This window comes from Burkholderia sp. MSMB1826, from assembly GCF_001526325.1.
GTDB lineage: Bacteria > Pseudomonadota > Gammaproteobacteria > Burkholderiales > Burkholderiaceae > Burkholderia.
Genome location: NZ_LOYN01000029.1, coordinates 295624 through 318202 on the forward strand (window position 1 = coordinate 295624; position 22579 = coordinate 318202).

Consider the following 22579-nt stretch of genomic DNA (forward strand, 5'->3'; position numbering starts at 1 on the left):
TCAACACTTGAAGCGACTCGATGCAAGGAGGATTCAATGCCCAACCGTTTACGCGAGCGTGACGCACGCGCTTCGACACGAGGGTTCCCGCTTAGGCTCGCTCACTGGATGAAAGGTTTCGCGATCGTGCTTTCCCTGTCCGCGACCCACGCATTCGCGCAGCAATCGTCCGCCCCGGCCGACGGCGTCTACAACCTGCTCGTCGGCACCTATACGGGCGGCGGCAGCGACGGGATCTACGTTTACCGCTTCGATACGAAGACGGGCAGCGTCGCGCCTGTGTCGTCGGCGAAGACCGAGAATCCGTCGTATCTGTTGCCGAGCCGCGACGGTCGCACCGTGTACGCGGTCAACGAGCTGCCCGGCGACAACGGGCCGGCGACGCAGCGCGGCGGCGTCAGCGCGTTCGGCTTCGACGCGAAGACGGGCGCCCTCACGTTCATCGACCGCGTGTCGTCGGAAGGGAACGATCCTTGCTATCTCGCGCTGTCGCCGGACGGCAAGTACCTCGTCACCGCCAACTACTCGGTGGCGGCCGATCCGGGCGGCAGCTTCGCGGTGTTCCCGATCCGCGACGGCGGCGCCGTCGGCCCGGCCGTGCTGACGGTCCATCACGAAGGCACGGGGCCCGTGAAGGGCCGCCAGGACGGCGCGCACGTGCATTCGACGGTATTTTCGCCGGACGGCCGCTACCTGTTCGTGCAGGATCTCGGCGCGGACAAGATCTACGGCTACCGCTACACGGTGGACGGCAGCCGCGGGCTGATCAGCCCGACCGACACGCGCTATACGCCGGTGAAGGCCGGCTCGGGCCCGCGTCACATGGTGTTCGGCGCCGACGGCCGCTTCGCGTACGTGACGAGCGAGCTCAACGCGTCGGTCGAGGTGTTCGGCTATCGCGACGGCAAGCTGACGCCGATCGAGACGGTGCCGATGACGGCCCCGGGCTTCAAGGGCAAGGTCGGCGGCGGCGCGATCCACCTGTCGCCGGACGGGCGCTTCCTGTACGTGAGCAACCGCGGCGACGCGAACGACCTCGTGATCTACGCGGTGAACAAGGCGGACGGCCGGCTGAAGCTCGTCGGCCGCCAGTCGAGCCTCGGCAAGACGCCGCGCGAGTTCCTGATCGATCCGACCGGCAAGTGGCTGATCGTCGGCAACCAGGACAGCGACACGTTCTACGTGTTCAGTCGCAATGTGGAAACGGGGCAGCTCGGCGCGAATCCGCAGAAGGTCGCGGTCGGCAAGCCGGTCGATTTCAAGCTGGTGCCGGTGCAGTAAACGAGAAAGGCGCTGCCGAGGCAGCGCCTTTTTTTGCGGACGGCCCGTTGCGCGGCGCGCCCGTCGCGATGAATCGCGGCCGGCGGGCCGCCCGCTTCACTCGGCCGCGGCCGGCACGAGCACCTCGCGGCTGCCGTTGATACCCATCGCCGACACGAGGCCGGCCGCTTCCATCTGCTCGACGAGGCGTGCCGCACGGTTGTAGCCGATGCGCAACTGACGCTGCACCGACGAGATCGACGCGCGCCGCGTGCGCACGACGAACGCGACGGCTTCGTCGTACAGCGGATCGGCTTCCGCGTCCGGCGCATCGCCGAACAGGTCCTGCGTCGCGCCGTCGGTGGCCGGGCCGTCGAGAATCCCTTCCTCGTACTGCGGCTCGCCGAACTGCTTCAGATACTCGACGATCCGGTGCACTTCCTCGTCGGCGACGAACGCGCCGTGCACGCGCTGCGGATAACCGGTGCCCGGCGGCAGGAACAGCATGTCGCCCATCCCGAGCAGCGACTCCGCGCCCATCTGGTCGAGGATCGTGCGCGAATCGATCTTCGACGACACCTGGAACGCGACGCGCGTCGGAATGTTCGCCTTGATGAGGCCGGTGATCACGTCGACCGACGGACGCTGGGTCGCGAGGATCAGGTGGATGCCGGCCGCGCGCGCCTTCTGCGCGAGGCGGGCGATCAGCTCCTCGATCTTCTTGCCGGCGACCATCATCAGGTCGGCCAGCTCGTCGATCACGACGACGATCAGCGGCAGCTTCGACAGCGGCTCCGGGTCGTCGGGCGTCAGCGAGAACGGGTTGCCGATCTTCTTTTCCTTCGCTTCCGCGTCGCGGATCTTCTGGTTGAAGCCCGCGAGGTTGCGTACGCCGACGGCCGACATCAGCCGGTAGCGCTTCTCCATTTCGCCGACGCACCAGTTCAGCGCGTTCGCCGCGAGCTTCATGTCGGTGACGACCGGCGCGAGCAGGTGCGGGATGCCTTCGTAGACCGACAGCTCCAGCATCTTCGGATCGATCATGATGAGCCGCACGTCTTCCGGCGTCGCCTTGTACAGCAGCGACAGGATCATCGCGTTGATCGCGACCGACTTGCCCGAACCCGTCGTGCCCGCCACGAGCATGTGCGGGGCCTTCGCGAGATCGGTGACGACCGGGTGGCCGGTGATGTCCTTGCCCATCGCGATCGTCAGTTGCGACGGCGAATGCTGGTACGGGCGCGATTCGAGGATCTCCGACAGGCGGATCATCTGGCGCTTCGCGTTCGGCAGTTCGAGGCCCATGCAGGTCTTGCCGGGGATCGTCTCGACGACGCGGATCGACGTGAGGCCGAGGCCGCGCGACAGGTCCTTCATCAGGCCGACGATCTGGCTGCCGCGCACGCCGAGCGCGGGTTCGATCTCGAAGCGCGTGATCACGGGGCCGGCCGATGCGCCGACCACCGTCACCGGCACCTTGAATTCCTGCAGCCGCTGTTCGATCACCTGCGCGGTTTGCGCGAGGTGTTCCTCGGTGATCGTTTCGACGTCGTCGGAGGCGGGCTCGAGCAGGTCGAGCGTCGGCAGTTCGACGCTGAACGACGCGGGGGCGTGGAATTCGAACGCGTTCGGGCGCGGCGGGCGGGCGGGGGCGACCGGGGCCGGTTCGGCTGCCTCGATGGCTTCGGCGGCTTCGGCGGCCGGTGCGCCGATCGACGGGGTCGCGGGCAATGTCGGCGCGGAAACTGCGGCTGCCGGCGTGGGCGAGAGGTTCGCGGCGGGGAGGGGCGTCGCTTGCGGTGTCGCGGTCGGCGTTGCGCCCGCGTCGTGCGACATCGACCAGCTCGCCGACGATGCGGCAGGGGCGGGCTGTGTCGTCAACGTCTGGGCTGCGACTGCGGCGGGGACGAACGCGATCGACGGAGCCTGCGTCGCAGCGGTCGCGCCCATCGACGTCGGCGATCCGGCGGCAGCGGCAGGCGAGCCCGCGATCGACTGGATCGGCGTGGCGGCGGCCGTGGTCGTCGACGCGATCGTGCTGAAGGACGGCGACGCCGGCGCAGACACGGTGGGCGACGCGGGCAGGCCGCTTGCCGGCTGCGGAGCGACTGCGCTCGATGAGCCCGATGTCGCGAAAGTCGTGGTACCGGTCGACGGGGTTGCCGTGTCGACCGGAAGCGTCGATGCCGGCGCGTAAGACGGTGTGGCGACAGGCGCGGACGCGAAAGTCGCGGGTGTTGCGGGCGTCGCGGTGGCGGGCGCCGGCGTTGTAGGTGTCTGCGCAGTCGAACCGAACGGCGAACCCGATGCGCCGGCGGCCGATGGCGTCACGGCGGGCGCCTCGGTCGATGCGGGCGTCGAAGCGCGCGAAAGCGAACCGTAGGTCAGGCCCGTCACACCGGCCGGCGACGCCGACGCGGCGGAAGTAGCGGGTGGTGCCGATGCGGCAGGTTGCGACGGCGACGCGGACGCCGTGCCGGTTACGCCGACCGACGAAACTGCGGCGGCGACGGGCGCGATGCTCGATGTGGAGGCGAGTGCGGACGCGTGTGCCGTCGAACCGTCAGCCGTGCCGGCCAGCGGCGACGCAGCGGCGGTCGATGCCGTCGATGTTGCGGCAAACGGCTGAGCCGCCGGTGATTTCGGCAATTCGGCGGAGACGGTCGACGGGGCCGCGGCGGGCTGCACCGTCGAAGGTGTCCAATACGTGGCGGCGGGCGTCGCGCGTGGAGCGACAGCCGGCAACGACGCCGCAGGTTCCGTCTCGACCGGCTTGGCAGCGTCCGGCGCGGGATGCGATACGGCCGGTGCGGACGTTGCCGCAATCGACGAAGCGGGCAGCGCAGCGAACGATACGATGCTGTCGGCCGGCGGCTTCACATCGGCGTGCGCATCGGCAGCCGCTTGACGCAAGTGGGCCGGTGCCGCGCGATCGATTGCAGGCGCCGGTCGTGCGTCGTCCTCGTCGTCGACATCGACGGACGCGGTCGGCTTGCTGGCACCGAGGTCGCGAACCGCTGCATTGCCTGCTTGCGCGAACGCCGAATGAGCGGACTCCGATCGCGTGGCGTGCGCGGGCACATCGGCCATCGGGTTTTCGGTCGACCAGTCGCGTGCGGAAACCGGCGGGCTGACGACATCGTCCCAAGGCGCGACGCCGAGGGGGGCGTCGAACGACGGCGCAGCGGCCGCATCGTCGATGCGACGGATTTCGTCGTCGGCGCGATGCGCGTACGCGCGATCGTCGATGCCGGTATCCGGTCGCGTGGACGGTGCAGCGTCGTCGAGCGCCGGGGTGGGCGAATCGACACGCGGGGCCTGCGCGATACCGGATTGCACCGGCATGAACGCGTCGAGCACGATCGGCGCGCCGTCGTCGCGAGCAGGCGCGGCATCGTGTGCGGCCGGGACATCGCCGTCCTGGGCTGCGATGTCCTGCGCCGCGGGGACGAACGCGTTCGACGCGGCCGCGGATGCCGGCGCGGCCACGCTGCCTGCCGTCGCGGCGACGCCGGCCACGGCGGCGGCAGCGGTCGCCGCGCGCGTGGCATCGGCCGATTGCGCGCCGCCCAGCGACGCCCATTGCGCGGTGCTGGCCTCGATCGAACGCAGCGTGTCGTGAACGCTCGGCGCCGGCGTGATCGGCGCGGCCGGCTTCTCGTTCCATGCATAGAGCGGTGCGCGCGCCGGCGCGGGCGGCGCCGGGCGGCGTCGTGCCGCGTCCGACGGGCCGGCGGCCGCCGTGCCCGCGACCGGCCGCACCGGCGGACGCTGCGGCGGCGTACCGGCCGGGCGCGGGGTGACCGTCGCGCGCGGCGCCGTCTGCGTCAGCGCGGCGGTGGCCGGTCGCGCGGCGGTCGGACGCGGCCGGACGGGTTCGAATCCGACCGGAAGCGGGGCGGGCGCGGGGCGCGGCACCTGCGCGTTCGCCGCGGCGCGCGCGAGGCTGGCGGTGCTGCCGGTCGTCGGCGGCGGCATCGCGCTGGCCGGGATCGGCGCGGGCGGCGCCGGCGTGCGCGGCGGGGCGGTCGGCTTCAGCCAGCCCGACGGCGCGACGGGCTCCGCGAGCGGGCGGGGCGGCGTCTTGCTGCGCGGCTTCGGGCGCGCCTGCGGATCGGGTTTCCACACCGTCGGGCGCGAATACCGGCCGTTCTGGCGCGGCGCCATCGAGTTGACGGTGTGCGCGGTGGTCGGCTGCACGACGTCGTCGTCGCGATGCAGCGCGCTGCGCGGCAGGTCGGCGATCCCGCGCGCGTCGTCGTCGCCGCCGTCGCGCGACAGCTTGACGCCGAACGACGTGTCGACCCACGCGGCGAACTGCCGCCAGCCGATGCCGGTCAGCCACGGCAAGCCGGCGAACAACAGCACGACCATCGCGACCGGCGTGCCGATCGGGCCGAGCACGTGGGCGAAGCCGGCCGAGCACGCATGGCCGAGCGCGTTCGTGTCGGGGCCCGACAGCGGGCTCGTCAGCGTGCAGCTTGCGACGAACACCGCGGCGAAGCCGAGCCACAGGCGGATCGAGCCGCGGCCGGCGAGCCCGCCGCCGCCGGGCAGCATCGCCTGCACGAGACGCCAGAAGAGAAGGAGAAACCAGACGGCGGAGATGCCGAACCAGCCGAAGACAACCGTGTGCATGCTTTGAAACAGGAGTGGGGCGGGGCGCGCGGGGCGCGACCCGCCGAGTTTAACCGGCCGGCGAACAAGACTCTGACGCGGCGTGATTCCGATTCATGCCGCGCGACGCACGTGGGTGGCACGTGCGCGTGGCGCGTCACGCGAAGGCGGCCGGTCGGCCTTCGCGCGCGCCGTTCATCAGGGGCTCCGCTGCGTGAACGTCAGCGTTGCGCCGGCTTGGGTCACGATCTGCAATTGCTGCGGCGCGCGCATCTGCACGCCGGTTTTCTCGATGTGGGCGAGCGCGTCGAGGTACGCGGATTCGAGCTGGCCGCCGAGCGTGTTCGGGCAGGCCATTCGCGTGCCGGCGAGCGGGCCGAAGCTCAGCAGGCCGTTCTTGATCGCGTAGGTGCCCATGTAGCGGTTGCAGCCCGAGAACCCGCTCGCGCGGCGGATGCCCGAGTCGGTCGACAGCGCGAGCTTGATCGGCTCGCCGTTGTCGCCGTGCGGGATCGCGCGCGGCGTGCCGTCGGCGTTCACCCAGCTGGTGAGCTCCCAGCTCGTGTCGTCGAGCAGCTGGACGGCGGCCGGGTTGTACGGGTCGGGTGCTGGGGCGGCGGAATCGGGATGGGTCGGCATCGCGCAGGCGGCGAGAAGCGTGGCAAGCGTCAACGCGCAAAGCGGCGCGCGCAACGGGCGAAGCAGGCCGGTGCGTGCGCGTGCGGCCGCGGACAGGTGGGACATGAGCCTCGTTCCTCTTCGGATTCTGATCAAGGCGTAAGAGTAACGCACCCGCCCCGCGGCAGGCGAGCCGACACTTCGCGCGCGAAAACGTTCGCGGCCCGCCCGCGGGCCTCGCGCGACCACGCGCGGGCGCGGCCAAACCGCCCAAACCGGCGCGGATGCCCGTGTTAACATCGAAGCCGTTTTCGTCCTCCAACAGAACCAGCGGGAAATCACATGCAGATCGGTCAGCGGCTCGGTACGCCGCTTTCACCCTCGGCCACGCGCGTCATGCTGCTCGGCGCCGGCGAACTCGGCAAGGAAGTCATCATCGCGTTGCAGCGTCTCGGCGTCGAAGTCGTCGCGGTCGATCGCTATCCGGACGCGCCGGGCCACCAGGTCGCGCATCGCGCGCACGTGATCGACATGACGGACCCGGCCGCGCTGCGGGCCGTCGTGGAAGCCGAACGGCCGCACCTGATCGTCCCCGAGATCGAGGCGATCGCCACCGACGCGCTCGCGGCGATCGAGGCGGCCGGCCTCGCCGAGGTGATCCCGACCGCGCGTGCGACGCAGCTCACGATGAATCGCGAAGGGATCCGCCGGCTCGCGGCCGAGGCGCTCGGCCTGCCGACTTCCCCGTATGCGTTCGCGGATTCGTTCGAGGCCTTCGGCGCGGCCGTCGCGACGATCGGCATGCCGTGCGTCGTGAAGCCGGTGATGTCGTCGTCGGGCAAGGGGCAGTCGGTCGTGAAGACCGACGCCGACGTGAAACCCGCGTGGGACTACGCGATGGCGGGCGGGCGCGTGAACCACGGCCGCGTGATCGTCGAGGGCTTCGTCGATTTCGACTACGAGATCACGCAACTGACCGTGCGCGCGATCGATCCGGCGACGCTCGACACGCGCACCTATTTCTGCGAACCGGTCGGCCACGTGCAGGTGGCGGGCGACTATGTCGAATCGTGGCAGCCGCAGCCGATGAGCGCGGCGGCGCTCGAGAAGTCGCGCGAGATCGCGCACAAGGTGACCGAGGCGCTCGGCGGGCGCGGGCTGTTCGGCGTCGAACTGTTCGTGCGCGGCGACGACGTATGGTTCTCCGAGGTGAGCCCGCGGCCGCACGATACGGGCCTCGTCACGCTCGCCTCGCAACGCCAGTCGGAATTCGAGCTGCACGCACGCGCGATTCTCGGCCTGCCGGTCGATCCGGCGCTCGGCACGCCGGCCGCGTCGGCGGTGATCTACGGCGGGCTCGACGAGCGCGGGATCGCGTTCGAAGGCGTGCGCGACGCGCTCGCGGTGCCGGGCGCGGACCTGCGCCTGTTCGGCAAGCCGGAAAGTTTCGCGAAGCGGCGCATGGGCGTCGCGCTGGCGACCGGCGCGACCGTCGACGAAGCCCGCGAACGGGCGAAGCGCGCTGCCGCGGCCGTTCGGCCCGTGTCGGCGCGCTGACGGAACGAGGAGAGGACGATGGCGTCGCGATGGTTGCGTATCGGAAAGCTGGGCGCCGCGCTGGCGCTCGTCGCGAGTCTCGCCGGCTGCGGCGTCGCGGCCGCGCCGTGCCGGGTGGCGTCGGCCGGGCTCAAGATCGTGCCGCTCGTCGGCCATCTCGCCGCGGCGCCGACCGATGCGTGCGCGGACGTGATCGATCCCTGATTCTGGCGATCGGCGCGATTTCCCCGCCGATCCTGCAAACAATAACCGCGCGTCCCGCAAGGGCGCGTTTCCAACGTCTCGTGAGAGGACCTGCATGATTCGCCACACCCTCGCCGCGCTTGCGCTCGCCGGCACCGCCGTTTCGGTCGCGCACGCCGCGCAACTGACCGTCGAGGAGATCGACGCCGACGCGCGCCAGCAAACCCTCTACCAGTGCGCGAACCACAAGCAGCCGGTGCGCGTGTCGTACTGGCTCGCGGGCAACGGCCAGAGCTTCGCGCTCGTGCCGGTGGACGGCAAGCAGATGCTGTTCGTCGATACGGTGTCGGCGTCGGGCGCGCGCTACCAGGCCGGCCGCTATACCTGGTGGACGAAGGGCAAGGAAGCGACGCTGCGCGACGAGATCGCCGACCCGCAGTCGCCGCCGCTGCTGGGCGACTGCGTGCAGGTCGAGAAGAAAAAGAAGAAGGGCTGAGCGGCGGACGCGCGCGCAGCGCGTATTCGCCTGCGTGACCTGCCGTCGGGTTGACGGCCGGGCGGCGGGCATGCCGGTGCGGGATTCCAGGATCGAGCCCCTAATATGGTTCGCTGGCCGATACGGATAGTCCGATCGGCCAATCGCCCGGTCGCGCGGGGCGGACAGGCACGCCGCGCGAGCCGCGGTCGCAGCCGTTCGCGGCGTTGTCACGGACAGATGCGCGCACGGTGCTACAATACGGCCCTTTCCGCCGGCATTCGCGCCGAACGGAGTCCGCACGGCCTGGCGTCCGGCGTTCGCATCGAACCGGTCCCAAGCACCAGAGCGGCGCCGCGCGGCGCGCCGCGGCTCCGTCTATTTCCGAATTGTGATGAGCGCAGGCCCGGCCGGCCTGACGCACGATGTCCCCGCCGCGCCTTTTGAGCGAAACGCCACCATGTCCGATTCTGTCGCCAAGCCCGTCGACGCAACCTTCGACCAATTCGGCCTTGCCGCCGATATCCTGAAAGCCATTGCGGAGCAGGGCTATACGACGCCGACGCCGATTCAGGCTCAGGCCATTCCGGTCGTGCTCGCCGGCCGCGACGTCATGGGCGCCGCGCAAACGGGCACCGGCAAGACCGCGAGCTTCTCGCTGCCGATCATCCAGCGTCTGCTGCCGCAAGCCAATACGAGCGCGTCCCCGGCGCGCCATCCCGTGCGGGCGCTGATTCTCACGCCGACGCGTGAACTCGCCGACCAGGTCGCCGCGAACGTGCACGCGTATGCGAAGCACACGCCGCTGCGCAGCGCGGTGGTGTTCGGCGGCGTCGACATGAACCCGCAATCGGCCGAACTGCGCCGCGGCGTCGAGATCCTGATCGCGACGCCGGGCCGCCTGCTCGACCACGTGCAGCAAAAGACGGCGAACCTCGGCCAGGTGCAGATCCTCGTGCTCGACGAAGCCGACCGGATGCTCGACATGGGCTTCCTGCCGGATCTGCAGCGCATCCTGAACCTGCTGCCGAAGGAGCGTCAGACGCTGCTGTTCTCGGCCACGTTCTCGGGCGAAATCAAGAAGCTCGCGTCGACCTATCTGCGCAACCCGCAGACGATCGAAGTCGCACGCAGCAATTCGACGAACGCGAACGTCACGCAGATCGTCTACGACGTCGCCGAAGGCGACAAGCAGGCGGCCGTCGTGCAATTGCTGCGCGATCGCGGCCTCAAGCAGGTGATCGTGTTCTGCAACAGCAAGATCGGCGCGAGCCGCCTCGCGCGCAACCTCGAGCGCGACGGCGTGGTCGCGTCGGCGATTCACGGCGACAAGACGCAGATCGAGCGGATGCAGGCGCTCGACGCGTTCAAGCGCGGCGAAATCGAGGCGCTGGTCGCGACCGACGTGGCCGCGCGCGGTCTCGACATCGCCGAGCTGCCGGCCGTGATCAACTTCGACCTGCCGTTCAGCGCGGAAGACTACGTGCACCGGATCGGCCGTACCGGTCGCGCCGGGGCGACGGGTGACGCGCTGTCGCTGTGCAGCCCGAACGAGCGCAAGCAGCTCGCCGATATCGAGAAGCTGATCAAGCGTCCGCTCGAAGTGCAGACGCTCAAGCTCGACAAGCCCGCGCGCCAGCGTCACGACGAGCGCGGCGGCGAGCGCAGCAGCGAGCGTGGTGGCGAACGGGGCGGCCGGCGCGAGCGCGACGAGCATCGCGGTGCAGCGGGTCGCCGCTCGGGCAGTTCCGAGCGCGGCGGCCATCATCGCCGGCACGAAGCGCCGGTCGACGATTTCTTCCTGAAACCGTACGAGCCGTCGGCGCCGGCGAAGCAGCCGGACGACACGCAGGCCGCGCAGCAGCCCGAGAAGAAAGGGCCGAAGCGTCAGGTCGCCGCGCTGCTCGGCGGGTTCGGAATGCCGCGCAAGCCGTCGGCGTAAGCCGGGCGAAGCGGCAGGGCGGCGCGGGAGCGCTGCCGGACAGGCGGGTACATGCGACGAGCATGTGCCCGTTTTTTCATTGGGCGATGCGATCGGGGCAGGGCGTGCGTGCGCGGGCGATTGCGTGCCGCGCGGGGGCGGATATTTCGATGCGATGCCGTTGCGCATTGCGCAACGACGGTAGCGGACGGAGCGCTCAGGCCTGCGTCACGCTTTCATGCGATCGGATTCGACGCCGACGGATGCAGGAACGTCGTCGGCATGGGCCGGAGTCCCGCCGGCGATTCAACCGGCGCGCGGCCCGAAGCGACGCGCCCACGCATCGGTGGCGGCCGCGTAGAACGCGTCGATCGTTTGGCTCGGCAGATCGCCATCGTTCGACAGTCCGAGATGCGCGGCCGCGGCCCGCAGCGCCGGCAGCGGATCGTTGCGTTCGAGCGCCGTCGCGCCGGTCTGCTTGCTGAGCTTTTCGCCGTTGGCGTCGACGACGACCGGCACGTGCAGGTACGCGGGAGTCGGCACGCCGACGCAGCGCTGCAGATGGATCTGGCGCGCGGTCGAATCGAGCAGGTCGGCGCCGCGCACGACGTGCGTGATGCCGGCGTCGGCATCGTCGACGACGACCGCGAGCTGATACGCCCATTGGCCGTCCGCGCGCTTGAGCACGAAATCGCCGACTTCGGTCGCGAGGTTCTGCGATTGCGTGTGCTGCCAGCGATCGTCGAATGCGATGAGCGCGTCGTCGCCGTCCGGCACGCGCAGCCGCCATGCGCGCGCGGGTTTGCCGTGCAGGCCGGTGCGGCAGGTGCCCGGATACGCGAGCGTCGTGTGGCGTTCGTGGGCGGCGCGCAGCGAATCGGCGATTTCCTTGCGTGTGCAGCCGCACGGATACACGAGCCCCGCCGCGACGAGCCGCTCGAGCGCGGCCGTGTAGGCCGCGTCGCGCGTACTCTGCCAGACGGGCCGCTCGTCGGGCGTCATGCCGAAATGCGCGAGCGTCGCGAGGATGTCGTCGGCCGCGCCGGGCACCGTGCGCGGGCCGTCGAGATCCTCGATGCGCACGAGCCAGGTGCCGCCGTGCGCGCGTGCGTCGAGCCAGCTCGCGAGCGCGCCGACCAGCGAGCCGAAGTGCAGCGGGCCGGTGGGCGATGGCGCGAAGCGGCCGCGATAGCCGTGGTTCATCGGCGGGGCGCGGTGCGACGCGCGGTTACGCGGCGCTGGCCGCCGTTGCGCAGGCCGGGCACGACTTGCCGGGCACGTAGTGCGGCGATTGTTGCGCTTCCGGCGTGACGACCGCGCGGCACGCGAAGCACGTGACCTTGTCGGTGGGCTGGAGCTGCGGGTTCAGCGCGGTGCGGTAGTCGAACACGAAGCAGTCGCCGTGATAGTGCGCGCCGCCGACTTCCTCGAAGTACTTCAGGATCCCGCCTTCGAGCTGGTACACGTTCTCGATGCCGATTTCCTTCATGTGGATCGCGGCCTTCTCGCAGCGGATGCCGCCGGTGCAGAACGACACGACCGTCTTGCCTTCGAGGTCGGCGCGATGCGCGTCGATCACTTCCGGGAATTCGCTGAACTTGTCGATCCGGTAGTCGAGCGCGTTGTCGAACGTGCCGACGTCGACTTCGAACGCGTTACGCGTGTCGAGCATCACGACCGGGCGGCCCGTATCGTCGTGACCGCGGTCGAGCCACGTCTTCAGCGTGCGGGCGTCGACGAACGGCGCGCGACCGAGTTCCGGCTTGATCGCGGGCTTCTTCATCGTGATGATCTCGCGCTTCAGGCGCACGAGCATGCGGCGGAACGGCTGCGAGTCGGACAGGCTTTCCTTGAACTGCAGCGTCGCGAACTTGCCTTCGAACAGCGGATCGTGGCGGATGTACGCGATGAACGCGTCGGTGGCTTCGCGCGTGCCGGCGATGAACAGGTTGATGCCTTCCGGCGCAAGCAGGATCGTGCCGCGCAGCCCGAGTTCGTTGCAGCGGGCGGTGACGAGCGGGCGCCATTGTTCGTTCGCGTCGAGCGAGACGAAGTGGTAGGCGGCGAGGTTGACGATGGTCATGATGGTCCGACGGGAAAACGGCCGCACGGCGGCCCGCAAAAAAGGGTGCGAAGCCGGGGCGTTGATTCGAAAAACCGTATTATCCCGCAAACGGCGCGGGCATCGGTACCCGGCCGATCGGCCAACCGCGCGACGGGGCGCCGCGTGCATCGGCCGAACGGCCGAGGCGGGCATTTTTTGGGCAGCCTGCGCGGCGACGCGGCTACAATAGCGCCCATGTCAGATCCTCGCTTCGTCCATCTTCGCGTTCACTCCGAATTCTCGATCGCCGACGGCATCGTGCGCATTGACGACATCGTCAAGGCGGCGGCCGCGGACGGTCAGGGTGCGCTCGCGCTCACCGATCTCGGCAACGCATTCGGTCTCGTCCGTTTCTACCAGGAAGCCCGCGGCAAGGGCATCAAGCCGATCGCCGGCTGCGACGTCTGGATTGCCAATCCCGACGACCGCGACAAGCCGTCGCGGTTGCTGCTGCTGGTCAAGGACAAGGTCGGTTACCTGAATCTCTGCGAGCTGCTGTCGAAGGCGTGGCTCACGAACCAGTACCGCGGCCGCGCGGAACTCGACGCGAGCTGGCTCGACGGCGAGCGCGCGCAGGGGCTGCTCGCGCTGTCGGGCGCGCAGCAGGGCGATATCGGGCTCGCGCTGGCCGCGGGCAACGAAGACGCCGCGCGCCGTCACGCCGAGCGCTGGGCGCGGGTGTTTCCGGGCGGCTTCTACATCGAGCTGCAGCGTTACGGCCAGCCGGGCGCCGAGGCGTACATCCAGCAGGCCGCGACGCTCGCCGCGTCGCTGAAGCTGCCGGTCGTCGCGACGCACCCGACGCAGTTCATGACGGACGACGATTTCACCGCGCACGAGGCGCGCGTGTGCATCTCGGAAGGCGACATCCTCGCGAACCCGCGGCGCCAGAAGCGTTTCACGACCGACCAGTATTTCCGCACGCAGGACGACATGGTCGCGCTGTTCGCCGACCTGCCGTCGGCGATCGCGAACACGGTCGAGATCGCGAAGCGTTGCAACCTGAAGCTCGAACTCGGCAAGCCGAAACTGCCGCTGTTTCCGACGCCGGACGGCATGTCGCTCGACGACTACCTCGTCCAGCTGTCGAAGGAAGGGCTCGAGACTCGCCTTGCGCAGTTGTATCCGGTCGAAGCCGAGCGCGACGCGCAGCGCGACACGTACTACAAGCGCCTCGAATTCGAGTGCGGGACCATCACGAAGATGGGCTTCCCCGGCTACTTCCTGATCGTCGCGGACTTCATCAACTGGGCGAAGAACAACGGCGTGCCGGTCGGCCCGGGCCGCGGCTCGGGCGCCGGCTCGCTGGTCGCGTACGCGCTCGGCATTACCGACCTCGATCCGCTGCGCTACAACCTGCTGTTCGAGCGCTTCCTGAACCCGGAACGCGTGTCGATGCCCGACTTCGACATCGACTTCTGCCAGCACGGCCGCGATCGCGTGATCCAGTACGTGAAGGAGAAATACGGCGCGGACGCGGTATCGCAGATCGCCACGTTCGGCACGATGGCCGCGAAGGCGGCCGTGCGCGACATCGGCCGCGTGCTCGACCTCGGCTACATGTTCACCGACGGCGTCGCGAAGCTGATCCCGTTCAAGCCCGGCAAGCACGTGACGATTGCCGACGCGATGAAGGAAGAGCCGCAGTTGCAGGAGCGCTACGACCACGAGGACGAAGTGCACCAGCTGCTCGATCTCGCGCAGCGCGTCGAGGGCCTCACGCGTAACGTCGGGATGCACGCGGGCGGCGTGCTGATCGCGCCCGGCAAGCTGACCGATTTCTGCCCGCTGTACACGCAGGGCGACGACGGCGGCGTGGTCAGCCAGTACGACAAGGACGACGTCGAAGCCGTCGGCCTCGTGAAGTTCGACTTTCTGGGTCTCACGACGCTGACGATCCTCGACTGGGCCGAGCGCTACATCCGCCGTCTCGATCCGTCGAAGGCCGACTGGTCGCTCGCGCAGGTGCCGCTCGACGATCCGGCCTCGTTCCAGATCCTGAAGAAGGCCAACACGGTCGCGGTGTTCCAGCTGGAAAGCCGCGGGATGCAGGGCATGCTGAAGGATGCGCAGCCCGACCGCTTCGAGGACATCATCGCGCTCGTGTCGTTGTACCGTCCGGGCCCGATGGACCTGATTCCGAGCTTCTGCGCACGCAAGCACGGGCGCGAGAAGGTCGACTATCCGGATCCGCGCGTCGAACCCGTCCTGAAAGAGACCTACGGCATCATGGTCTATCAGGAGCAGGTGATGCAGATGGCGCAGATCATCGGCGGCTACTCGCTCGGCGGGGCGGACTTGCTGCGTCGCGCGATGGGCAAGAAGAAGCCCGAGGAGATGGCCAAGCATCGCGAGATCTTCGCCGAGGGTGCGGCGAAGAACGGCCTCACGCGCGAGAAGTCCGACGAGATCTTCGACTTGATGGAGAAGTTCGCGGGCTACGGCTTCAACAAGTCGCACGCAGCCGCGTATGCGCTGCTCGCGTATTACACCGCGTGGCTGAAGGCGCACCATCCGGCCGAATTCATGGCGGCCAACATGACGCTCGCGATGGACGACACCGACAAGGTGAAGATCCTGTTCGACGACTGCGTCGTGAACAACCTCGTCGTGCTGCCGCCGGACATCAACCAGTCGCATTACCGGTTCGAGCCGGTCGCGGAAGCCGACGGCAAGCGCTCGCGCACGATCCGCTACGGTCTCGGCGCGGTGAAGGGCAGCGGCCAGAACGCGATCGAGGAAATCCTGCGTGCGCGCGAGGAAAAGGCGTTCACCGACCTGTTCGACTTCTGCGAGCGGATCGACCGGCGTGTGGTCAACCGCCGCACGGTCGAGGCGCTGATTCGCGCCGGCGCGTTCGATTCGCTGAACCCGAACCGTGCGCAGTTGATCGCGTCGGTGCCGCTCGCGATGGAAGCGGCCGAGCAGGCCGAAGCGAATGCGATGCAGGCGGGCCTGTTCGACATGGGCGCCGAGTCGCCGCATGCGCATGCACTCGTCGACGAACCCGCGTGGGACGACAAGCGTCGCCTGCAGGAAGAAAAGGCCGCGCTCGGTTTCTACCTGTCCGGCCACCTGTTCGACGCGTATCGCGACGAAGTGCGCCGCTTCGTGCGGCAGAAGATCGGTGACCTGAAGGAAGGGCGCGACAAGCTCGTCGCCGGCATCATCGCGTCGCTGCGCACGCAGATGACCCAGCGCGGCAAGATGCTGATCGCGCTGCTCGACGACGGCACGGGCCAGTGCGAGATCACGATCTTCAACGAGCAGTTCGAGGCGAACAAGGCGCTGTTCAAGGAGGACGAGCTGCTGATCGTGCAGGGGCAGGCGCGCAACGACGCGTTCACCGGCGGCATTCGCTTCACGGCCGATACCGTGATGGATCTTGAACGCGCGCGCAGCCGCTATGCGCAGGCCGTGCGGCTGACGATGAACGGCAACGCCGACGCGCTCGCGCTGCGCCGCGTGCTCGAGCCGCACGTGTCGAAGGACGATCCGGCCGCGGCGAACGCGGTCGACGCGCCCGCGCCGCGCGGCGGCGGCCGCGATGGCGGTCGGCGTCCGCCGCCGCCGCTGCCGAACGGGCTTGCAGTCCAGATCCACTACAGCAACGCACGCGCGCAGGGCGAAATGCGTCTGGGCGACGCATGGCGCGTGAAGCCGAGCGACGTGCTGCTGGCGGAGCTGCGCGCGGCGTTCGACGGCAGCGTCGTCGAAATCACGTACTGACCGCGCCCGCTTCGGCGGGTGTCGCGTCCAGGCGGCCCGTCGCATCGCCATCGTGCGGTGCGGCGGGCCGTTTTTACGTGCGACGGTAATCGGACTTGGGCTGGCCATCCGGACGCTATACAATCCCGCGCTGACCGTCCGAACGCCGCGCCTGCCGCGGGTTCGCGCGGCGGGCGACGCCGCGCCGGTGGCGCGCGAATAAACAGGGGCGGATCCATGCGGGGTGCGGCAACGCGCGGCGGTGTAGCCCCCGAACGGGATGCCGTGGAACGGCCCGTCTCGACGATAAAAACGGATTGTCACCACATGACCATGGCCAATGGGAACCCGACGCAGCGGATCCTCGTGATCCGGATTGATTTTCTGGGCGACATGCTGTGCACGACGGCGTTTCTCCGCGCGCTGAAGGCGCGTTGGCCGGGCGCGGAGCTGCATGTGGTCGCGAACCGCTACAACGCGGCCGCGCTGGCCGGAAACCCGAACGTGCACGCGATCCACACCTACGTGTACAGCCGTCAGTGCGAGCGCAACGACCGTCCGGGGCGGATGCGCGCATTCTTCGACCGGTTGCGGCTCGTGCGCCGTCTGCGCCGCTTGCGGTTCGACCTCGTGGTCGTGCCGAACGGCGGCATGCATCGCAGCAGCATGCAGTTCGCGCGCCAGCTTCGCGCGAAGGATTGCCGCTGGCACGATGCCAGGACCGAATTCGACGATCGCAAGCCCGAGCATGTCGCGCAGCGGCCGATGTGCCATGAAGCGTTGTCGGGCTTCCGGCTCGTGCCCGAACTCGGCGATGCCGATCTCGACCGTCTCGAGCTGTCGGTGCATCCCGATCCCACGCTGCAGGAGGCGTGGCATCGCCTGCTCGGCGCGCGGACGAAGCCGCGCGTCGGGCTGTTCGTGTCGAACAAGGCGGCCGAGCGCCGCTGGCCCGCCGACCGCTGGCGCGACCTCGGCGAGCGGCTCGCACCGATCGCCGACGTGATCGTGTTTCGCGATCCGACCATCGGCCGGGCTGTCGAAGACGAAGTATGGCGCGACGTGAATGCACGGCATGTCGCGCCCGCGTCGATCGCCGAACTGGTGGCGGCCGCAAGCCTGCTCGATATGATCGTCTCGGCCGACAGCGCACCCGTCCATCTTGCGTCGGCGCTTGGCGTACCGGTGGCCGCGCTGTTCGAGGACCGTCCCGAGAAATACCTGCGCTGGCATCCGCTTGGCGTGCCGCACGTGATCCTGCGCGCGGGCCCGACCGTCGAAGCGATCGGCGTCGATGCGGTCGAGCGCGCGGTGCGTCACCTGCTGCCGCAGGCCGGCCATCGCGACGACGCTGCGGCCGATGCGACGCGCGAGCCGCCGGCCGCCGCCACAGCGGCCGCGATCGTGACGACCGCTTCGTAGTGCCGGGCGCGCCGTGCGGCCGCGTACCGCACGACGCCCCCGCGGGCGGGGTCGCATCGCGGCTGCCGGCGCGGCCGGTGCGCGACGCCGCGCCGGCTGCTGCAAAATCCTGTACATTGCCAGCCTTGTTCAGCCAGCCAGACGATCGCCGTGGCCCTGTTTTCTTCCGCCCGTCCGCCCCGAACCATCCTCGTTGCCGCGCCGCGCCGTATCGGCGACGTGCTGCTGACGACGCCGCTCGTTCGATCGCTGAAGGCCCGCTGGCCGGACGCGCAGATCGACATGCTGGTGTTTCGCGGCACCGAGGGCGTGCTCGAGCACAATCCGGACGTGCGGCGCGTGATCGTGGTCGCGCAGCGCGCGGGGGTTCGCGAGCGGTTGCGCGACGCGCTGTCGATGTGGCGCCGCTACGATCTCGCGTGCGCGGCGCTGAGTTCCGACCGGCCGCGTTTCTATAGTTGGTTCGCCGGCCGCAAGCGGGTCGGTCTGGTCGACCCGAACCGCGTCACGTGGCTCACGCGGATGATGCTGAACGGGATCGCGATCAATCACCACGAATCCGCGCATACGGTCGTCAGTACGCTCGCACTCGCGCCGGTGATCGGCATCGAGCCGGTATCCGAGGTCGTCGCACCCGGCATCGGCGACGATCCCGCGCGACGCGCGCGTTTCGACGCGTGGCTCGCCGAGTCGCCCGCGATCCGCGCCGGCAAGCCGCTGGTCGTGCTGCATCCGTATCCGATGTTCCGTTACAAGCAATGGCGGCTCGACGGCTGGGTCGACATGATCGGCTGGCTGCGCGAGCAGGGCTTCGCGGTCGCGCTGTCGGGCGGCCCGGCCGACCGCGAGCGCGAGTATGCGGAGCAAGTCGCGACCGAGGCGGGCGGCGACGTGCTGAACCTGGTCGGGCGCCTGACGTTCGGCGAGAGCGCGGAGCTCGTGCGGCGCGCGCGGCTCTTCATCGGGCCCGACACCGGCGCGACGCACGTCGCGGCCGCGACCGGCACCGACACGATTGCACTGTTCGGGCCGTCAGACCCCGTGCGCTGGGGGCCGTGGCCGCAGCACTGGCCCGCGACCGAGAATCCGTGGCCGCTGCGCGGCTCGGGCCGGCACGGGAACGTGTGGCTGCTGCAAGGGGAGGGGGATTGCGTGCCGTGCCGGCACGAAGGCTGCGAGCGTCATGTCGACAGCCGCAGCGACTGCCTCGTCCATCTTGGGGCGCAGCGCGTGAAGGCCGCGGCTGCCGAGATGCTCGGGCTGAATCCGCCGGGCCCGGCCGACGTCGTCGTCGACACGTCGCGGCTGGGCCGCGCCAGGCCCGATTGACGCCCGGCAAACGCGCGTTTTTCTTCGTTGGCCGGGGGCTTCGTTCCGCGGAGAACCACGCGGCTCGCCCGTATCGGCTGCGGAGGTCCGCTGCCGCCGATCCGGTCGGCGTGGGCAGCGGAACGTAGGCCGGCGGGTGTTACACGCTGCGTCGGATTGCCGACGTTTCGCGCGGCAGCGCTTCGTTGCGCTCGCTGCAGCCGAGCAGGATGCCGGCCAGCAGCACGATCAGGTGCCCTTCGGCGAAATCCAGCAACAGCGAATTCGCGAGACTGCCGATCGCGAAGATCGCGAGCCATGCGAGCAGCAAGTGTCGCGAGCGCGGATCGAGCGCCCGGCTGCCGCGCGCGATCTGCACGATCAGGTTGACGAACAGCAGCACGCCGAGCGAGCCGAGTTGCACGGCCATCAGCAAATATTCGTTGTGCGGGTTCGACGTGAGCTGGCCTTCGGCCGCCGTCTTGCCGGCCGTGAGCTTTTCGAATTCGGATTCGAGGCCGCCCGCGCCGTAGCCGAGCACGGGGCGCTGGCGATACAGCTCGAGCCCCTTCTTGTACCACTCGAGGCGCAGCCCGGTCGACGTGGCCGCATCGCTCTGCCGGTATTGCTGCACTTCCGTCACGACCTTCGTCAGCCGGCCGTTGTGAACCGTGCAGGCGGCGACCACGAGCGCGGCGCCCGCGAGGACGAGCACGCCGGCGGCGAGCCCGGCGCGCAACGCGGACCGCCGGCGCAGCAGCAGCACGAAACGCACGGCGACGACGAGGATCAGCAACAGCGCGATGACCTGCCCCGTGCGCCCTTGCAGCATCACGAACACGTTGACGAGCGACCACGCGGCGACGCTCGCATACGCGGCGCGGGACAGCATCGTGCGGGCCGCCAGCGCGAGATCGGCTGCCTGGTAAAAGAGCAACGCCCCGAACATGCCGGCGGCGATATGGTTCTTGAATACCCACGCGCGCGACAGCGGCAACTGGGTCGCATGCGCCGGCCCGATCGCGGTCAGCCCGAGGTAGTTGGTCGTCGACAGCAGCAGGATCGCGCACAGCGTGGCGAACCAGCAGCGCCGCACGATCGGCGCCCAGTTCGAATGACGGAACGCGAGCACGGCGAACGGCAGCAGCAGCAGCTTGTCGTACTTCGCGACCCAGTTCCACGCCTTGTTGTGCGGCGCGACCGTATAGGCGACGCTCACGGCCAGCGCGGCCAGGATCAGCAGCGCCGCGAGCGAAGCCGGGTCGGCGACGAGCGAGCGCAGGTTGCGCCAGAATTCGGGGGAGATCACGAGCGCGACGGCGAACAGCCCGCAGAACACGTTGGTCAGCGCGGTCGAGACGGGCACCATGCAGAGCGCGGCGACGGCGAATGCACGGGCGGCGGTCAGGCGCCGCGTGGCGGGAGTGGAAAACGAAAGCATCGGAACCTGGCGTATGGACGAATGCGACGCGCGAACGGCGTGCACCGCGCCGCGTCGCGCCCCCGGCGAGAGACCCGGGACGAACGGCGCAGTATACGCGAAGCAGGACAGGTTTCCGTGCGGTTTTCGGGGCTCGATCAGCTGAACGCGCGCTTGATCCGCGAACGCAGCAGCGCGCGCTTGAGGCGGCCTTCCACGGCCGGCGTATCGAGCGCGATGCGGGTGCCTGCCGGCTCGCCGCGATGCAGGTAGTAGCGGTCGAACGTCGCCTGGGTCATGCCCCATTTGTTCAGGAACTGACGGCGGCCGTCGTTCTTGACGATCTTGCCGGTGCTCTTCTGCTGGAAGTGATACACGAGGCTGTCGCCGACGCCGATGAAGATCCGGCAACCGGCGTCCCAGAATTTCATCGAGAAGTCGTTGTCGCTGCTCATGCCCGGCGACAGCTCGCTGCTGTAGCCGCCGATGCGGTTCCACCAGTCGCGGTGGACGAGCGTCGGCGGCCAGGTCGAGCCGAGCCAGTCCGCGCGCGCGAGCTTCGGCGTCGCGGCGACGAGGCCCGCCGCATCGAATTGCTCGGCGTCGCGGCCGAAATCGCTGACGACCACGCACGGATTGCGCGTGTCGACCGGCTCGATCATCGTGCCGGACAGCATGAACAGGTCGGTCGGCATCCGTTCGATGCGGCGCACGAGCGCCGTGTCCCAGCCCGGGCAGCAGAACATGTCGTCGTTCATGTAGACGACGTAGTCGCGCACGGCGCGCGCGGCGGCCAGGTTGACCGCATGGCAGATGCCGATGTTGGTCGGCGACGCGGTGTGTTCGATCCCTTCGCTGCGCACCCAGTCGAGCGTGCCGTCCGAGCCGTCGTTCACGTGCACGACGATCTGGTGGTCGTACGCGGAATGCCGGCGCAGGCTGTCGACGACGAGCTTGAGGTACGGCAGGTTGTTCCAGGTCGGGATGATGATGGAGAACATGGCGGTCGGATTCGGTGGTCGTCGTGGCGGGCGGCGCGCGGCGCAGCCGTTCGGGCGGGCACGCGCGGCGCGCGCAACCCGGCATTGTAACGCCGGGCCGGCCGCGCGCCGGCGCTCGCCTAGCGGGCCGGTTCGTGACCGAGCTTCAGGAAGCGGTAATAGACGGTTTCCGCGTTGAACACGGCGATCATGAAGCCCGCGCGGCCGTCGAGGAACCCGCGCCGCAGCACGTAGGTGCGCACGAACGCCCAGGCGCCGCGGCCGAGCGCCTTGCCGAAGCCGCCGTGCTGGCCGGCCGCGCGGCGCTGGCGCGCGCCGGCCGTCGAATACGCGTCGAGCTTGCGCACGACCGTTTCGAAATCCTCGTACGAGTAGTGCATCAGCTTGCCGGACAGGCGCTGCGCGGCGGTCTCGAACACCAGGCGTTCGTGCACGAGATCGTCCGAGAACCGCGCAGCGCCGCGCCTGAACAGCCGCGGCACCCAGTCCGGATACCAGCCGCTGTGATGGATCCACTGGCCGCAGAAGCTCGACAGCCGGTCGAGCGCATAGACCTGCGCGGCCGGCGCGCGGATCGCGTCGCGGATCGATTGCGCGAGTTCCGGCGTGACCACTTCGTCGGTATCGAGCGACAGGATCCAGTCGGTGCCGAGCGCGTCGAGCGCGCGGTTCTTCTGCGGCCCGAAACCCGGCCAGTCGCGCTCGACGATCACGCGCGCGCCGTGCGCCTGCGCGATCGCGACGGTATCGTCGGTGCTGCCGCCGTCGATGACGACGATATCGTCGGCGAACGACAGCGCATCGAGACACTGCGCGAGCCGCGCGGATGCGTTGAGGGCGATGAGGGCGACGCCGAGGGAGGGTTCAGCCATGAAATCGTCGAAAAGGCGGAGAAAACGGTGAGCGGCAGTATACCTTCGGGGCGGCCGCGGGCAGCATCGGCGCCGACCGTGCCGGCGGGGGCGGTGCAGCTATAATGTTGAGC

The 22579-nt window shown here is 69.4% G+C and carries 15 protein-coding genes; 8 read left to right on the forward strand and 7 right to left on the reverse strand.

The window, feature by feature from the left end:
* The first annotated feature begins 36 nt into the window (after nucleotides 1-36).
* The gene (locus tag WS95_RS18910; protein WP_156444499.1) at nucleotides 37-1281 is read left to right on the forward strand and encodes a lactonase family protein; all 1245 of its coding nucleotides are present in this window, start codon (nucleotides 37-39) and stop codon (nucleotides 1279-1281) included.
* A 96-nt stretch (nucleotides 1282-1377) separates the two neighbouring features.
* On the opposite strand, the gene WS95_RS18915 is transcribed toward WS95_RS18910, so the two are convergent.
* On the reverse strand, nucleotides 1378-5898 hold the full coding sequence (locus tag WS95_RS18915) for a DNA translocase FtsK (protein WP_059825035.1): 4521 nt from the start codon (nucleotides 5896-5898) through the stop codon (nucleotides 1378-1380).
* Between the two features lie 177 nt (nucleotides 5899-6075).
* Nucleotides 6076-6621 carry an META domain-containing protein gene (locus tag WS95_RS18920; protein ID WP_059781278.1) on the reverse strand — a complete coding sequence of 182 codons (546 nt, stop codon included), beginning with the start codon at nucleotides 6619-6621 and terminating at the stop codon, nucleotides 6076-6078.
* Between the two features lie 216 nt (nucleotides 6622-6837).
* On the opposite strand from WS95_RS18920, the gene purT reads away from it, so the two are divergent.
* From purT to WS95_RS18940, 4 genes are all read left to right on the forward strand, one after another.
* Nucleotides 6838-8052, forward strand: a complete 1215-nt coding sequence (purT, locus tag WS95_RS18925; RefSeq protein WP_034208026.1) for a formate-dependent phosphoribosylglycinamide formyltransferase — start codon at nucleotides 6838-6840, stop codon at nucleotides 8050-8052.
* Nucleotides 8053-8070: 18 nt separating this feature from the next.
* Nucleotides 8071-8256, forward strand: a complete 186-nt coding sequence (locus WS95_RS18930) for a DUF6726 family protein (RefSeq protein WP_034208025.1) — start codon at nucleotides 8071-8073, stop codon at nucleotides 8254-8256.
* Nucleotides 8257-8350: 94 nt separating this feature from the next.
* Nucleotides 8351-8731 (forward strand): MliC family protein, encoded by a 381-nt coding sequence (locus WS95_RS18935; protein ID WP_034208024.1) that lies wholly within the window; start codon nucleotides 8351-8353, stop codon nucleotides 8729-8731.
* Nucleotides 8732-9104: 373 nt separating this feature from the next.
* Nucleotides 9105-10652 (forward strand): DEAD/DEAH box helicase, encoded by a 1548-nt coding sequence (locus tag WS95_RS18940; protein WP_034208023.1) that lies wholly within the window; start codon nucleotides 9105-9107, stop codon nucleotides 10650-10652.
* A gap of 285 nt (nucleotides 10653-10937) precedes the next feature.
* Here WS95_RS18940 and gluQRS read toward each other — a convergent pair whose 3' ends face one another.
* Nucleotides 10938-11834, reverse strand: a complete 897-nt coding sequence (gene gluQRS, locus WS95_RS18945; RefSeq protein WP_059825037.1) for a tRNA glutamyl-Q(34) synthetase GluQRS — start codon at nucleotides 11832-11834, stop codon at nucleotides 10938-10940.
* Between the two features lie 25 nt (nucleotides 11835-11859).
* Nucleotides 11860-12714 carry a sulfurtransferase gene (locus tag WS95_RS18950; RefSeq protein WP_059781288.1) on the reverse strand — a complete coding sequence of 285 codons (855 nt, stop codon included), beginning with the start codon at nucleotides 12712-12714 and terminating at the stop codon, nucleotides 11860-11862.
* Between the two features lie 216 nt (nucleotides 12715-12930).
* Here WS95_RS18950 and dnaE point away from each other — a divergent pair, with 216 nt between their 5' ends.
* From dnaE to WS95_RS18965, 3 genes are all read left to right on the forward strand, one after another.
* The gene (gene dnaE, locus WS95_RS18955; RefSeq protein ID WP_059825039.1) at nucleotides 12931-16464 is read left to right on the forward strand and encodes a DNA polymerase III subunit alpha; all 3534 of its coding nucleotides are present in this window, start codon (nucleotides 12931-12933) and stop codon (nucleotides 16462-16464) included.
* Nucleotides 16465-16776: 312 nt separating this feature from the next.
* Entirely contained in the window at nucleotides 16777-17865 is a 1089-nt protein-coding gene (locus WS95_RS18960; protein ID WP_059825040.1) for a glycosyltransferase family 9 protein, read from the forward strand.
* Nucleotides 17866-18015: 150 nt separating this feature from the next.
* A complete protein-coding gene (locus WS95_RS18965) occupies nucleotides 18016-19194 on the forward strand; it encodes a glycosyltransferase family 9 protein (RefSeq protein ID WP_059825042.1) in 1179 nt (392 codons plus the stop codon).
* Between the two features lie 139 nt (nucleotides 19195-19333).
* Here the strand turns inward: WS95_RS18965 and WS95_RS18970 are convergent, their stop codons facing one another.
* From WS95_RS18970 to WS95_RS18980, 3 genes are all read right to left on the reverse strand, one after another.
* On the reverse strand, nucleotides 19334-20614 hold the full coding sequence (locus WS95_RS18970) for an O-antigen ligase family protein (protein ID WP_059825043.1): 1281 nt from the start codon (nucleotides 20612-20614) through the stop codon (nucleotides 19334-19336).
* 137 nt (nucleotides 20615-20751) lie between these two features.
* Nucleotides 20752-21594 carry a glycosyltransferase family 2 protein gene (locus WS95_RS18975; RefSeq protein WP_059825045.1) on the reverse strand — a complete coding sequence of 281 codons (843 nt, stop codon included), beginning with the start codon at nucleotides 21592-21594 and terminating at the stop codon, nucleotides 20752-20754.
* A 119-nt stretch (nucleotides 21595-21713) separates the two neighbouring features.
* Nucleotides 21714-22466, reverse strand: coding sequence for a glycosyltransferase family 2 protein (locus WS95_RS18980; protein WP_059825047.1), 753 nt, complete (start codon nucleotides 22464-22466; stop codon nucleotides 21714-21716).
* Between the last annotated feature and the right edge of the window lie 113 nt (nucleotides 22467-22579).